The sequence below is a fragment of the Clostridium sp. AF19-22AC genome (genome assembly GCF_003479085.1).
In the GTDB taxonomy this organism is placed as follows: Bacteria; Bacillota; Clostridia; order Lachnospirales; family Lachnospiraceae; genus Faecalicatena_A; species Faecalicatena_A orotica.
Genome location: NZ_QUGN01000007.1, coordinates 97,076 through 110,748, shown reverse-complemented (window position 1 = coordinate 110,748; position 13,673 = coordinate 97,076). Strand labels below are relative to the sequence as shown.

Below are 13,673 nucleotides of genomic sequence, written 5' to 3'. Positions count from 1 at the left end.
TTCCTATTTATAATTATATCGTAACTGTTCAGGACCATGAACAGTTACATTATATCTTGTTATACGAGCTTGGTCGTCCACTTCGAGCAGTCCCATACCTCCTGCACAATGTCCTGATAAAACTCCGGCTCATGACAGATCAAAAGGAGGGTTCCCTGATATTCTTTCAAAGCCTGTTTTAATGCATCCTTTGCATCCACGTCCAGATGGTTCGTAGGCTCATCGAGCATAAGAACATTCGTCTCCCTGTTGATCAGCTTGCACAGGCGCACCTTTGCCTGCTCTCCTCCGCTTAACACGCGGATCTGGCTCTCTATATGTTTCGTTGTGAGTCCGCACTTTGCCAGCGCGGAACGCACTTCGTACTGTGTAAAAGAAGGAAATTCACTCCATATCTCCTCGATACAGGTGGATTTGTTTTCTCCTTTTATCTCCTGTTCAAAATACCCGATTGCAAGGTTCTCCCCTAATACACATTTGCCCTTGATCGGTTCCACCAGTCCCATGATACTCCGTATCAATGTTGTCTTTCCGATTCCGTTTGCCCCGGTCAGTGCAACCTTCTGCCCCCGCTCCAGTGAAATATTGAGCGGCTTTGATAAAGGTTCCTCATAACCGATCACAAAATCTTTTGTCTCAAAAATGTATCTTCCCGGGGTCCTTCCCTTTTTAAAGTGGAATTCCGGCTTCGGCCTCTCTGCCGCCAGCTCAATCACATCCATTTTGTCGAGTTTTTTCTGGCGGGACATCGCCATATTCCTCGTGGACACCCTTGCCTTATTGCGAGCCACAAAATCCTTAAGCTGGCTGATTTCCTGCTGCTGCCTCTTGTACGCTGCTTCCATCTGTGACTTTTTCACTTCATAAATACGCTGGAAATCCTCATAATTCCCAACATACCGGTTCAATTCCTGATTCTCCATATGGTAAATAATATTGACCACTTCATCCAGAAACGGAATATCATGGGAAATCAGGATGAACGCGTTCTCGTACTCGGTAAGGTAGCGCTTCAGCCAGTTGATGTGCTCTTCATCCAGATAGTTTGTCGGCTCGTCCATAAGCAGGATGTCTGGCTTCTCTAGTAAAAGCTTGCCCAGAAGGATTCTTGTGCGCTGGCCGCCGCTTAAATCCGTGACATCCTTGTCCAGACCCAGGTCAAGGAGCCCCAGTGCACGTGCAACTTCTTCCACCTTCGCGTCAATGACGTAAAAATCGTGGATCGTCAGCGTGTCCTGAATCGTCCCCAGTTCCTCCATCAGCTGGTTCATCGTCTCTTCATCCACATCTCCCAGACGCTCACAAATATCATTCATTTTCTTTTCCAAATCAAACAAGTAGGAAAACGCTGATTTAAGGGCATCCCGTATGGTCATCCCTTTCGTCAGCACCGTATGCTGGTCCAGATACCCGATCCGGATATCCTTTGCCCACTCGACCTTCCCCTCATCGGGGGTGAGCTTCCCGGTCACTATATTAAAAAATGTGGATTTCCCCTCCCCGTTTGCTCCGATGAGGCCGATATGCTCGCCGCGCAGCAGACGGAAAGAAACATCCTGGAAAATTGCACGGTCCCCAAAACCATATGATAAGTGCTCTACATTTAATATGCTCATAAAAACTCCTTTGACTTCTGTACAATATTTATACCTATTGTAGCATTTGAGCGTACAATTGTAAAACCTTTCGTTGTGATCTGCCCGTCTATTGGTTTAAAAAATCTGCTGCTCCTTCTGCCAGCAATGCAGCCCCCCGGTATAGGATCTTTTCATCTGCGCGATAGCGGGGATGGTGTCCGGGGATCACTCTGCCGTCCTGATAGACGTTGGATACCAGATGCACATAAGAACCCGGAATCTCCTGCATAAAGTATCCTGCATCCTCCGATCCCATGAACGGCTGTTCCTGATGAAGGACAGCCGAATCCCCAAATAGATTGCGGCATGTCCTTTCCCATGCTTTTGTCAGTTCTGCATCATTTACCGTCACAGGAACCTTTCTCCGCATCCGCAGAGAAGTCTTGATATGAAACATCTGTCCTGCTGCTTCTGTCAGTTCTCCCAGCCTTCGAACCGCCCTTTCACGTATTTCCCCGCTCATACACCGGATGGTTCCCGCCATATCAACATATTTGGGCAGCGCATTGTATACCACCCTGTCATCCTCTCCATCATTCAGCCTTGTCCGTATATTGCAGATACTGACTACCACCGGATCAAGTGCCGGAAATTCTCTGCAGACAGCCGTCTGCACTGCCTGTATCAAATGTGCGGCCGCGGTCAACGGGTCTCTGCCCAGCTCCGGGTGTGCCGCATGCACGCCCTCTCCCTCGAGACGGATATCGAATGTGTCCGCCGAAGCCATCAGGGGCCCCTCTTTAAAAAGGAACTGTCCACTTTCCAGACCCTCATCCTGTGCCAGGTGAAGAATCAGGATTCCATCTGCCGGGTGTTCTTTCAGCGCACCTTCCTGAATCATCTGCCTCGCGCCATCCAGCCCCTCCTCGTCCGGCTGGAAGAATATCTCCACCGTTCCTGAAAGCTCTGTTTCCCTTTGTTTTAAAATATAGACAGCGCCAAGCATCATTGCCATATGTGCATCATGTCCACAGGCATGCATATTCCCGTTTACCGATGCATAAGAAAGCCCTGTCTCTTCCGCAATTGCCAGAGCATCCATATCCGTTCGCAGCGCGATACGTTTTCCCTGCAAGCTGCTGCCTATCGTCGCCACAATTGCATTTCCGTCCAGATACTCATGATATGTAACTCCCCATTCTGTCAGCTTCCTTTTTATATAACCTGCCGTCTCAGGCAGCACTGCACCGATCTCCGGTATCATGTGCAGATCTCTTGCATACTGTGCAAGCTGTTCCTGTAGCCCTTTGGCTTCTTCTAATATGTTCATACCTTTCAGCCTCCTTATTTTCCCCTTTTATCAAGGAAAAAGCTGCCGCCCCGTCTTCGGGCGGCAGCTTTCTTACAGCGGATATTTCCGCCCGCTTCTACTGCATCACTTTCAAAAAAACATATTATTTACATTTGAATTCTTTCATTTCTTCCAGAAAACCTCTGATAAAATCAACAGAAATATCAAGTGCCTCCTGCCCCAGCTCTGCTGTGGAATCTTTCGGATCAAACGGTCCGAACCAGCCGCTTGGTGCGATCTCTTTAGTGTCCCTTACCAGACGTACGGTCCCGCCCCTGTAGTCTACTGCCTGAATATATGCCGCTTTCACATTTTCAGAAGGATCCTGTGGGTTCATAGGCTCTCCCAGCTCCAGATGTACTGCATCCGGATCCACTGCCATCATGGCAGACGTTTCCAGAATATCACCGTGTCCTCCGCGGAATTTATCGTCCAGCTGTGCAACAAGGCTCCACCAGTCAATGCTGGCACAGATTCCGCCCTTGTGATAAACTTCCAGTGCCGCACGGTCGATCGAAGGAGTATTTCCGCCATGTCCGTTTAAGACTACAAAGCGTTTGATTCCATGCTGCATCAGAGAATCCATGATTCCATGCAGAACCATATACAGCCCTTCATAGCCAATATTGATACTTCCGTGGAAACTCAGATGATAAGGGCAGACACCGTATGGTACGGTCGGTGCAATGATTACATTTTCCATATCCTCGATATGGTCTGCCAGATATGTAGGTACCATATAGTCCGTCCCGAGTGCACACTGTGCCCCGTGCTGTTCTGTACTTCCTACCGGAATCACAATGACCGGGTCCTTTGCAAATGCTTCTTTTGCCTGTGCTGTCGTCATTTTACCAAGATACATTATGCTGCCTCCTTTTTCCCAATAGCATTATTGTTCTTTTTAAAAACATCGAAGTGGCGTCGGATTGTCTCCTCCGGTGGTGCCTGAGTAAAGCTGCTGACAATGACCATCGTAATTCCCCCAAGGATAGTAGCCGGGAATAATGCATGGAAGCCAAATGCCAGTGCTTTCACGGACGGAATCAGAGTGAAGCACAAAAGTGTGATGACTCCGACTACAACTGCTGCAATAGCGCCCGGTGCTGTGGATTTCTTCCAGTACATTCCAAAAAGGATCGGTACTACGAAAATTGCCATTCCCGAGAATGCGAAAAGATTGATTTCAAAAATACTTCCCGGCTGGAATACGCCAAACAGAATCACAATGATACCAATCAAAATAGTAACAACCTTTGAAAGCTTCATAACGCTTTCATCTGTGGCCTTTTTGTTGATGACCTTCTGATAAATATCACGTGTCACTGCTCCAGTTGTAGTGACAAGAATACCATCAATGGTAGACATACCTGCCGCAACAATACCTGATATAAAGATGGATGCCAGGAACGGATTCAATCCTCTCTGCAGAATCATTGGAACGATCTGGTCTGCCTTTGCGATATTCTGGATGGAAGCGATTCCATTCACACCGGCCCACTCGATCAAAGTCGCTGAGACGAACATCCCCGCTGTACCCAACAGAATTGCCTTGAACATAGTCTTGTGGTCTTTCATCGTGAAGAACTTGGTAAACAAATGCGGCTGTCCCATCGTAAAGAAGGACCATAGTACAATGTTAGATACAAAGTATGCCCACGGCATATACCCATTCGCTCCCGGGAACGTCAGGTAAGCTTCGTTCATCCCCTGCAGGGTATTGTTGATATTATGGAAGCCTCCCCCCATTGAAATAGAAACAATAAATGTAACGATAGCCGTCCCGAACATCAGAGTTCCCTGAATGACATCCGTCATCATGGCGCCCTTCATACCGCCGGTCATACAATACAGGATAACAATCGTACCCATTCCTACAACACCGACCCACTCCGGAAGTCCTGTAAATACATGTACAATGACACCCGCTCCGATAATCTGCGCACCCATCATTGGAATGAGGAAGAACAGCATCATAATTCCAAGCACTCCGCTCATGCTCTTAGAATGGTAACGGTCAGACAGATAATCTGCCATTGTAAGAAATCCATACTCATGGCCCAGTGTTACCAGTTTTTTTCCTATCAGAAGTGCCGGAAGGATCATACTGAACACCGCTCCAGGTACAGAAATCGCCATTCCTGCATACCCGACCCCAAAAATGGTTCCGGGCGTTCCTAAGAATGTACCCATAGAAAACTGGGTAGAAAAGTATGCGATACCACTGACAAGCACACCGGCTTTTCCGCTCAGCACGAAAAAGTCCCCGAGGCTCTTTGTTTTTCTGCTCGCATACCAGCCAATAAAAGCCATAATTCCAAGATAGAAAATCAGCACCGCATAAAACGGTCCTGGTGACGGTTTGATTGCCTCACTCATACTTCACTTTCTCCCTTCTCATTTTCTTCATCATACACATGATACTCTTTTCTCTTCATGCACATCCGATAATACACGATTATCAGGACAAATGTGACTGTCGTGTGGGCGAACCATCCAAACAAGAAGGACGGGATTCCTCCCCACGCCGGAATATACGTCTCACTGTAGAAAAATGGGAACGGAATCATGATCAGAAAGAATAGAAACAGAAAAATGATCAGCCATGTCCGCTCAAAGTGGTTTTCAAATAATTTCTTCAATTGTACATCCTCTCTTTCCTTTGTTTTTTTGCAGTTTCTTCTGCAAATAATTGTTCGGTCTGTTCGTTGCAACTTTTTCCGAAAGTAAAGTAAATACTTTACTTGTTATTTTCTATTATACATGATATTATATTATTGTAAAGTGTTTACTTACATATTATTCAAAAAATTTTAATATTTATTTTTAGGAATCAAATTTTAAAACAATTCGCACAATTTAAGGAGATTTAAGATATGGACATACTTGAACACATCAAAAGCCTTTATCCTACATTTACTAGAAAGCAGAGAAGCATTGCCGATTATCTGATTTCCAACCCGGAGGATATCTGCTATGTCACACTTGCACAGCTCAGCCAGCAGGTAGGCGCCTCCGAACTGACCCTGCTGAGATTCTGTGAAAAAATCGGCTGCTCCAGTTTTCTGGAATTGAAGGATAAGTTCCGTGATTATACACAACATATGATAAAGCTGCTGTCTGCCCCTACCTATTTTCTTCCGGAGCAGACTGTGGCCAATGATGCAGACAAAGAATCTCTTCTGCGTGATATCTGTATCCAGGAATCTGTCACAGTTACCGACTTTTTCGCTGCCGTAAATCTCGCTGATATTATGACTGCTGCCAGCCTGATCCAGAAAAGCCAGCGTATTTTTATCTTTGCGCATGATATTTCAAAAACACTCGGGGAATTTTTATCAGCCCGCCTGCAGCTGCTTAACTTCCATGCGGTCCTGATCGATCTCGACGACCTTGCCCAGACCCAGCAGTTTCTGCAGCAGCTGACAAAAGAAGATCTTGCCATATTCTTTTCTTTTCCCAAATACTATTATCCGATTGGGAGCATTGCCAAAAAGGCTATTGAAAAAGCAGGATCTCTCCTTGCAATTACAGACAATGTAACGTCCCCCGTGGCACAGTGCTGCAGCCACCTGCTCCTCTGCCAGACCTCGACAAGGATGTTCTATAACTCTCTGACTGTCCCGATGGCACTCCTGAACCTTCTCGCATCCTGCCTTGTCATTGACATGGTCCCGGCATCAGAAAGAGAGGAATTTATTGATACACTGCCATCCTAAAGAATCCGTGTCCCAGATTCTGTTCTTCTGAAAATCTGCTGTCAGAAATATTTTCTCATTTCTGCCGGTATATTTAAAAACACATTACATATTCAAGGAGGTTCTACATGAAGGAAATTGGAGGATTTTTCCCGTATGAAAAGGCAATGCCAACCGAAAACCATTATGCACAGCGTGTATGTCCGGATGCAGGAGATGTCAGGCATCTGATGTCAGGCAGGTGCGCGATTTACCTGTGTCTTAAAGATTCCATGCTGACAGATACAAGGAGGGTCGCTTATCTCCCCGCCTACACCTGTGAAACAGTCAGCGGATGCTTTGTAAAGGCCGGCTATCAGATTTATTATTATGATGTAGATGAGCATATGGTCCCACTCTTTGACGAAAACCTGATCAGTAAGATCAGTTTCCTGCTCATATGTGGTTACTATGGATTCACCACATTTGATACCGGTTTTGTGAAACGATGCAGAAAGAACGGCGTGACTGTCATGCAGGATACCACCCATACAGCATTTTCTATGGAGGCAACCTGCCCGGATACCGACTATGTGGCAGTCAGCCTCCGCAAATGGATGGGTGTCACCTCCGGAGGTCTCGCATTCAAACGCAGTGGAACCTTCCATGTGACGCTTCTTCCCCCTGATGAAAAGCACCTGGCAATTCGTGACCACGCTTTACAGGCACGCAGGGGGTACGAGGCCGGCGGAGACACCGCGCTCCAAAAAGAGGGCTACGATGCATTCTGGGAAGCAGAATGCATGCTCCGGGAAATTTTCGATATACAGGAAGGGGATGCCCAGTCTCTGAATGCCATCTGCCACTATCCTCTGGATGAAGCCATCCAAAAGAGGCGGGAGAATTATGCGTATCTGTTGGAGCATCTGCCTGAGAATCCAGCCATCCGTCCGGTATTCCCGGTCCTTTCCGGAGATGCATGCCCGATGTTCTTCCCCTTCCTCTGCGATGACAGACAGCCGCTCATGGATTTTCTCACTGCAAACGATATTGCTCCGAAGGTTTACTGGCCGGTTCCGCCATTCATAGAGATTGCTGATTTTCCGCATGCACAGTATGTATATGCCCATATCATGTCGATCAGCTGTGACCAGCGGTATACTCTTGAGGATATGCAACGGGTAGTGGATACATTTGCCGCTTTCGGCAGTCATATGTGATCCCCGGATAGCTGCACAGTATTGACAAATCATTAAAAGTACGTCAATATGAGATTAAGAAAATACTGGTGGGGAAAAGGAGCTTATACCATGTTGCTGATTAAAAATATAGATGTATATACGCCAACATATATTGGCCGCAAAGACGTATTCATATGTGGAGATAAAATTGCATGCATTGCAGACGAAATCGGAATGCTGCCGTTTGACTGCCGTATTTTGGATGGGGAAGGCCTGATACTCGCCCCCGGCCTGATTGACCAGCATGTTCATGTGACGGGCGGCGGCGGCGAAGGCGGCTTCCACACCCGCACCCCTGAACTGGAACTGTCTGAACTAATCGGAAGCGGTATCACGACGGTAGTCGGCCTGCTTGGCACAGATGGAATGACACGCAGCGTGGAGAATCTGTATGCAAAGATAGCCGCCTTGAATGAAGAAGGGGTAACTGCCTATATGCTTACAGGGGCTTATGGATATCCCGCACCGACGATCACCGGAGAACCTGACAGGGACATCGTATTTCTGGAGCGTGTACTGGGAATGAAACTGGCAATCTCTGACCACAGGGCACCCAATGTCACAGCAGAAGAACTGATACAGATTGCAAGCAAGACCAGAGTTGCCGGCATGCTCAGCGGCAAGGCAGGCATTCTGGTGCTCCACATGGGCGATGCCGAAAGCGGTCTGGATCCGGTCCTGACAGCCCTCTCCCAAAGCGCCATACCGATCCGCGTCTTCCACCCGACCCACGTAAACCGGAACCCGGACTTACTGGAAGCAGGATATGCTTTTCTGGACAAGGGCGGGTATATCGACCTTACCTGCGGTATGCCGGGACAGCCGTCCCCCGGAGAATGTATCGTGGCCGCCATGAAGCGCGGGCTTTTGCAGCAGCACATTACAATCAGCTCTGACGGACACGGGAGCTGGTCAAATTATGCCGAAGACGGGACTCTTCTGGAAATTGGAGTCTCCAAAGTAGACACCATGTTCAGAGAATTGAGAAAGCTGGTACAGGAACTGTCTGTACCACTGGAACAGGCCCTGACTTATTTTACCACAAATGTAGCCGAGTCTCTGGAAATCCATGACAGGAAAGGCCACGTCCGGGAAGGGGCAGATGCTGATTTGATTCTGCTCAATAAGGATCTGGAACTTAAGACAGTCATTGCCAGAGGCCAGATCATGATGGAAGACGGAGCAATCAGGCGGTTCGGAACTTATGAGTAAAATAGAGTTTCGCTTGCGAAACTCGCGCCTGCGGCGGTCGCATCGCGACATCTACCTTATACGCCGCAGTGCGCATCCCCCGGAGGGCTTTTTATTTCATAGGACGTACTTTCCTATGAAATAGAAAAAAAGGATGCCAGGCGGCATCCCTTTTTTCTACTGGATTTCCAGTACCTTATAGTCCTGATCTTCCACAGCCTTTTTCAACAGGTCATCAGCAATCTCCGCATTAAGAGTTACAACCGCCGTTCCTGCTTCATGGCTCACTGCTGCTTCATCTACCTCTGCAAGAGCCTCCAGACTTTTCTTTACCCTTGCCTCACAGTGTCCGCACATCATGCCTTCGATTTTCATTGTTTTTTCCATTGTTAATTCCTCCTGATTTTTTCTTGTTTTTATTTTTTTATCTTTTCCAGCATCATACATCTTAAATAAATTAAGACGCAGAGCATTGGTAACTACACAAAAGCTGGACAGGCTCATTGCCGCAGCGCCGAACATCGGATTTAGTTTCCATCCGAGAAGGGAGTACCATACCCCTGCCGCCAGAGGGATTCCGATGACATTATAGAAAAATGCCCAGAACAGATTTTCGTGGATATTCCTGAGTGTTGCACGGCTTAACCGGATTGCAGCAGGAACATCGCTTAACCTGCTCTTCATCAGCACAACGTCCGCGGCATCGATTGCAATATCCGTACCTGCTCCAATCGCGATACCGATATCTGCTCTCGTAAGTGCCGGAGCATCGTTGATCCCATCCCCGACCATTGCAACTTTGCCTTTCTTCCTAAGTGTACGGATGACACTCTCCTTTCCTTCCGGAAGAACTCCCGCAATTACCTCATCAACTCCGGCCTGCTGCCCGATCGCTTTCGCAGTCCGTTCATTATCACCTGTCAGCATAACCACACGGATTCCCATGTTCTGCAGTTCTTTTACAGCCCCCGGGCTGTCCTCCTTGATAACATCGGCAACTGCAATCACTCCGGCCAGCTTACCATTGCGGCTGAAAAATAATGGTGTTTTTCCACTCTCAGCCAGCTGTTCTGCGCTTCGTCTTATTTCATCTGAAACCGCTGCATTTTCGCTGATGAATTTAAGATTGCCGCCTGTCAGGATATCTTCGCCCATTCTTCCGGAAAGTCCATTCCCCGGTACAGCCTTGAAATCCGAGACCTCTTCCAGATCCGCTATTTCATTCTCCCCTGCCTTTTTCAATACAGCGTGGGCCAGAGGATGCTCACTTTTCTTTTCCAGTGCATATGCCATTGCAAGAAGTTCTTCTTCTGAAATTCCCTCAGCCGGTATGATGTCCGTTACCCTTGGCTCTCCGCTCGTAATCGTGCCGGTCTTATCCAGAGCCACGATCTGCATCTTGCCCGCCTCTTCCAGAGATACGGCCGTCTTGAACATAATTCCATGCTTTGCACCCATTCCATTTCCGGCCATGATAGCAACCGGCGTCGCCAGCCCCAATGCACACGGACAGCTGATGACGAGTACGGAAATCCCCCTCGCCAGGGCAAAACCAATACTCTGTCCTGCAAGCAGCCAGACAATGATTGTAACGGCCGCAATTCCGATCACGGCCGGTACAAATATCCCAGATACCTTATCTGCCACCTTGGCAATGGGTGCTTTCGTCGCTGCCGCATCACTTACCATCTGAATGATCTGGGAGAGTGTTGTATCTTCTCCGACTCTGGATGCCTGACATTTAATAAAGCCGGAATGATTTAATGTCGCTGCCGAAACTGTATCACCGGCAGTCTTATCCACGGGTATGCTTTCCCCTGTAAGAGCCGACTCATTAACCGCACTGCTGCCCTCGATCACGATACCATCCACGGGTATATTTTCCCCGGGCCTTACTACAAATATGTCCCCTTTTCTAACCTGCTCTATCGAAACTTCTGTCTCGGTTCCATTCCTCATGATCGTCGCAGTCTTCGGCGCAAGTTTCATAAGGCCCTTTAGTGCATCCGTCGTCCTTCCTTTTGAATGTGCCTCCAGCATTTTCCCGACCGTGATCAGCGTCAGGATCATTGCTGCAGATTCAAAATAAAACTCATGCATATAGGTCATGACCCCGGCCATGTCATTATGCATCTGGGCATCTGTCATGGCAAATAGTGCATAGGTGCTGTATCCATATGCGGCCCCCGCACCAAGGGCAACCAGCGTATCCATATTGGGGGCCCTGTGCCACAGGCTCCGGAAACCGCTGATAAAAAACTTCTGATTAACAACCATGACCGCCGTTGTCAGTAAAAGCTGTATCAGGCCCATTGCTACATGGTTCCCTTCCAGCCAGACCGGCACCGGCCAATTCCACATCATATGCCCCATCGAGACATACATCAACGGTATTAATAAACACAAAGAAGCCGTCAGCCTCTTCTTTAGCAAAGGGGTCTCTTTATCTTTTAAAAACTCACTGTCAGCCGCCGGTTTCCCCGCAGCCCTGCTATCTGCCCCCGCAGACTTCTGTGCTGCTCCGTATCCAGCCTCTTCCACGGCTGCTATCACATCTGAAGGTGCGGCCGTTCCTTCTATTCCCATAGAATTCGTAAGCAGGCTGACAGAGCAGGATGTAACCCCCGGCACTTTGGCTACCGCTTTTTCTACCCTGGCACTGCAGGCCGCACAGCTCATACCTGTTACTGTATATTGTTCCATCTTCTGCCTCCTATCTCATTAATTTCTGTAGGGTTACGACAAGCTCATCAATCGTCTCATCCTTCCCATTCTTAATATCCTCCGCAACACAGGTCCGGATATGGCTGGCAAGAAGCACCTTGTTAAAACTGTTCAGGGCTGCATTCACTGCCGATACCTGTACGAGGATATCTGTACAATAAGTATCGCTCTCTACCATCTTTTTAATACCCCGCACCTGACCTTCAATACGGTTCAGACGATTGATAAGATCTTTATATTCTTTTTCAGAACGTTCCTTTGTCTTATGACAACATTCTTTTGTCTCTTCCATGATTAACACCTCACTTTATACTCGCATTATATACCCCCACTGGGTATATTGCAAGATCTTTTTCAAAAACGCTGTCCTCCTTCGAATTTTGCTTTCTAAATTTTATAAATTGTTAATTGAATTCCCATTTTGGATATGATACTCTTAATCCATCAAAACGGCAGGCGATTCCGCCGGCTCAGAGCCGTTTGACATCTCATTTCGGCGTTTCACTATCGAAACTGTATCCGCGAATGAAAAAACCAAAACAAAGAAGAAATCAGTGCAGTACGCAAAGAAAGGAGCATTGCCTATGCAAAAAGGGCTAAAAAAGTATTTTCCACAAATCAGGACACGAAAGGAGGTGTTAGATGAGATTAACCGCAGTCCGGTATGTTCGTGGCAGTTTGCCCAGTGGAATGATGAACAGAAAAAAGAATTTCTGGATGTATGTACGGGTGTGCGGGGAGTAAAAATGACATATGATTCATTCTTTAAAGAAATTATGAATCCCGATGTTCATCCGGAACGTCTGGAAGAACTGCTTTCCTTATTACTGGGACAGAATATACATATCCGGCAGGTGCTTCCCAATGACTCGGTCCGGCTGGCCGATGAAAGTTCGCTTCTGATTACGGATATCGTGGTCGAGCTGGAAGAAGGAAGTCTGGCAAATATTGAAATCCAGAAAATCGGAGATGCATTCCCCGGCCAGCGCGGAGCCTGCTATTCCGCCGACTTACTGCTGAGACAATACAAAAGGGTCAAAGGACAGAGGAAAAAGAAGTTTACATACCAGGATGTAAAAACCGTCTATACCATTGTATTTTTCGAAAAAAGCACATCTGAGTTTCACGAAATCGAATCCGCATATATTCACAGGGCAAAACAGGTATTCCAGACAGGACTGAATTTGAATATGCTGCAGGAGTATGTTTTAATCCCACTTGACATTTACAAAGAAAGCACGCACAATAAAACTATAAATAACAAGTTGGAGGCCTGGCTGAGTTTTTTGTGTGATGACAGCCCGGAACGGATTTTAGAGATTGTAGGTAAGTATCCCGACTTTCAGGAAATGTATGAAGAGGTATACGAAATCTGCGGTAATATCGAAGGGGTGATGGATATGTTCTCTAAGGAATTACTGGAATTAGACCGCAACACAGTGCAGTATATGATTGAAGAGCAGCAGGAACAACTGGATGCATTGCACAAAGAGGTGGATGAAAAGCGGAAAGAAGTTGAAGAGCAGAAGAAAAGGCTGGAAGAGCAGAAGCGAAAGTACGTAGAGCAACAAAGAAAATACGTAGAGCAACAGAAAATGTTTGATGAACAGCAACGTAAATACGAAGTGCAACAGAAAAGGCTAGAAGAGCAACAGAAAATGTTTGATGAACAACAGCGTAAATACGAAGATCAACAGAAAAGGCTGGAAGATCAACAGAAAATATTTGTTGAACAACAGGAAAAATATGAAAAACAATGCCAGCAGATAGAAATAGAACGGCTTGAGAAGGAAGGTATCAAAAAAGAATTAGAAGAATTAAAAAATATTGTAAATAAGTTGTCAGAGGGTAAATTATAGTATTAAGATCTCCCTGCCGGCAGCAATGCATTAGGCATTGTTTCGTCAGGGAGATC

11 protein-coding genes are annotated in these 13,673 nt (G+C 46.9%); 4 read left to right on the top strand and 7 right to left on the bottom strand.

What is annotated here, in order from left to right; translation table 11 throughout:
* Window positions 1-59: 59 nt before the first annotated feature.
* The 5 genes from DWX43_RS10040 to DWX43_RS10020 all read right to left on the bottom strand — a co-directional run bounded on the left by DWX43_RS10040 (window position 60) and on the right by DWX43_RS10020 (window position 5,567).
* A complete protein-coding gene (locus DWX43_RS10040) occupies window positions 60-1,616 on the bottom strand; it encodes an ABC-F family ATP-binding cassette domain-containing protein (protein ID WP_118620198.1) in 1,557 nt (518 codons plus the stop codon).
* 88 nt (window positions 1,617-1,704) lie between these two features.
* Complete coding sequence (locus DWX43_RS10035) at window positions 1,705-2,907, bottom strand: M20 family metallopeptidase (RefSeq protein WP_118620197.1); 1,203 nt, start codon at window positions 2,905-2,907, stop codon at window positions 1,705-1,707.
* A gap of 124 nt (window positions 2,908-3,031) precedes the next feature.
* A complete protein-coding gene (locus DWX43_RS10030; RefSeq protein WP_109732204.1) occupies window positions 3,032-3,790 on the bottom strand; it encodes a creatininase family protein in 759 nt (252 codons plus the stop codon).
* A complete protein-coding gene (locus DWX43_RS10025; protein ID WP_109732203.1) occupies window positions 3,790-5,304 on the bottom strand; it encodes a sodium:solute symporter family protein in 1,515 nt (504 codons plus the stop codon). The genes DWX43_RS10030 and DWX43_RS10025 overlap by 1 nt, the downstream gene beginning before the upstream one ends.
* Window positions 5,301-5,567: a hypothetical protein gene (locus tag DWX43_RS10020; RefSeq protein WP_118620196.1), complete on the bottom strand. Its 267-nt coding sequence runs from the start codon at window positions 5,565-5,567 to the stop codon at window positions 5,301-5,303. Before DWX43_RS10020 ends, DWX43_RS10025 begins: the two co-directional genes overlap by 4 nt.
* A 234-nt stretch (window positions 5,568-5,801) precedes the next feature.
* Here DWX43_RS10020 and DWX43_RS10015 point away from each other — a divergent pair, with 234 nt between their 5' ends.
* The 3 genes from DWX43_RS10015 to iadA all read left to right on the top strand — a co-directional run bounded on the left by DWX43_RS10015 (window position 5,802) and on the right by iadA (window position 9,055).
* The gene (locus DWX43_RS10015; protein ID WP_109732201.1) at window positions 5,802-6,644 is read left to right on the top strand and encodes a MurR/RpiR family transcriptional regulator; all 843 of its coding nucleotides are present in this window, start codon (window positions 5,802-5,804) and stop codon (window positions 6,642-6,644) included.
* Window positions 6,645-6,751: 107 nt separating this feature from the next.
* The gene (locus DWX43_RS10010) at window positions 6,752-7,822 is read left to right on the top strand and encodes a DegT/DnrJ/EryC1/StrS family aminotransferase (RefSeq protein ID WP_118620195.1); all 1,071 of its coding nucleotides are present in this window, start codon (window positions 6,752-6,754) and stop codon (window positions 7,820-7,822) included.
* 90 nt (window positions 7,823-7,912) lie between these two features.
* Window positions 7,913-9,055: a beta-aspartyl-peptidase gene (iadA, locus tag DWX43_RS10005; protein ID WP_118620194.1), complete on the top strand. Its 1,143-nt coding sequence runs from the start codon at window positions 7,913-7,915 to the stop codon at window positions 9,053-9,055.
* 156 nt (window positions 9,056-9,211) lie between these two features.
* Here iadA and DWX43_RS10000 read toward each other — a convergent pair whose 3' ends face one another.
* Window positions 9,212-11,737 carry a heavy metal translocating P-type ATPase gene (locus DWX43_RS10000; RefSeq protein ID WP_118620193.1) on the bottom strand — a complete coding sequence of 842 codons (2,526 nt, stop codon included), beginning with the start codon at window positions 11,735-11,737 and terminating at the stop codon, window positions 9,212-9,214.
* Between the two features lie 10 nt (window positions 11,738-11,747).
* Window positions 11,748-12,050, bottom strand: coding sequence for a metal-sensing transcriptional repressor (locus DWX43_RS09995; RefSeq protein ID WP_109732197.1), 303 nt, complete (start codon window positions 12,048-12,050; stop codon window positions 11,748-11,750).
* A gap of 292 nt (window positions 12,051-12,342) precedes the next feature.
* Between DWX43_RS09995 and DWX43_RS09990 the strand changes: the two genes are divergently transcribed.
* On the top strand, window positions 12,343-13,617 hold the full coding sequence (locus tag DWX43_RS09990) for a PD-(D/E)XK nuclease family transposase (protein WP_118620192.1): 1,275 nt from the start codon (window positions 12,343-12,345) through the stop codon (window positions 13,615-13,617).
* Window positions 13,618-13,673 lie beyond the last annotated feature (56 nt).

Coding starts and splice junctions, on each gene's coding strand:
- DWX43_RS10015 (WP_109732201.1), top strand. CDS start 5,802: ATGGACATACTTGAACACATCAAAAGCCTTTATCCTACATTTACTAGA.
- iadA (WP_118620194.1), top strand. CDS start 7,913: ATGTTGCTGATTAAAAATATAGATGTATATACGCCAACATATATTGGC.
- DWX43_RS09995 (WP_109732197.1), bottom strand. CDS start 12,050: ATGGAAGAGACAAAAGAATGTTGTCATAAGACAAAGGAACGTTCTGAA.
- DWX43_RS10035 (WP_118620197.1), bottom strand. CDS start 2,907: ATGAACATATTAGAAGAAGCCAAAGGGCTACAGGAACAGCTTGCACAG.
- DWX43_RS10000 (WP_118620193.1), bottom strand. CDS start 11,737: ATGGAACAATATACAGTAACAGGTATGAGCTGTGCGGCCTGCAGTGCC.
- DWX43_RS10025 (WP_109732203.1), bottom strand. CDS start 5,304: ATGAGTGAGGCAATCAAACCGTCACCAGGACCGTTTTATGCGGTGCTG.
- DWX43_RS10030 (WP_109732204.1), bottom strand. CDS start 3,790: ATGTATCTTGGTAAAATGACGACAGCACAGGCAAAAGAAGCATTTGCA.
- DWX43_RS09990 (WP_118620192.1), top strand. CDS start 12,343: ATGCAAAAAGGGCTAAAAAAGTATTTTCCACAAATCAGGACACGAAAG.
- DWX43_RS10010 (WP_118620195.1), top strand. CDS start 6,752: ATGAAGGAAATTGGAGGATTTTTCCCGTATGAAAAGGCAATGCCAACC.
- DWX43_RS10040 (WP_118620198.1), bottom strand. CDS start 1,616: ATGAGCATATTAAATGTAGAGCACTTATCATATGGTTTTGGGGACCGT.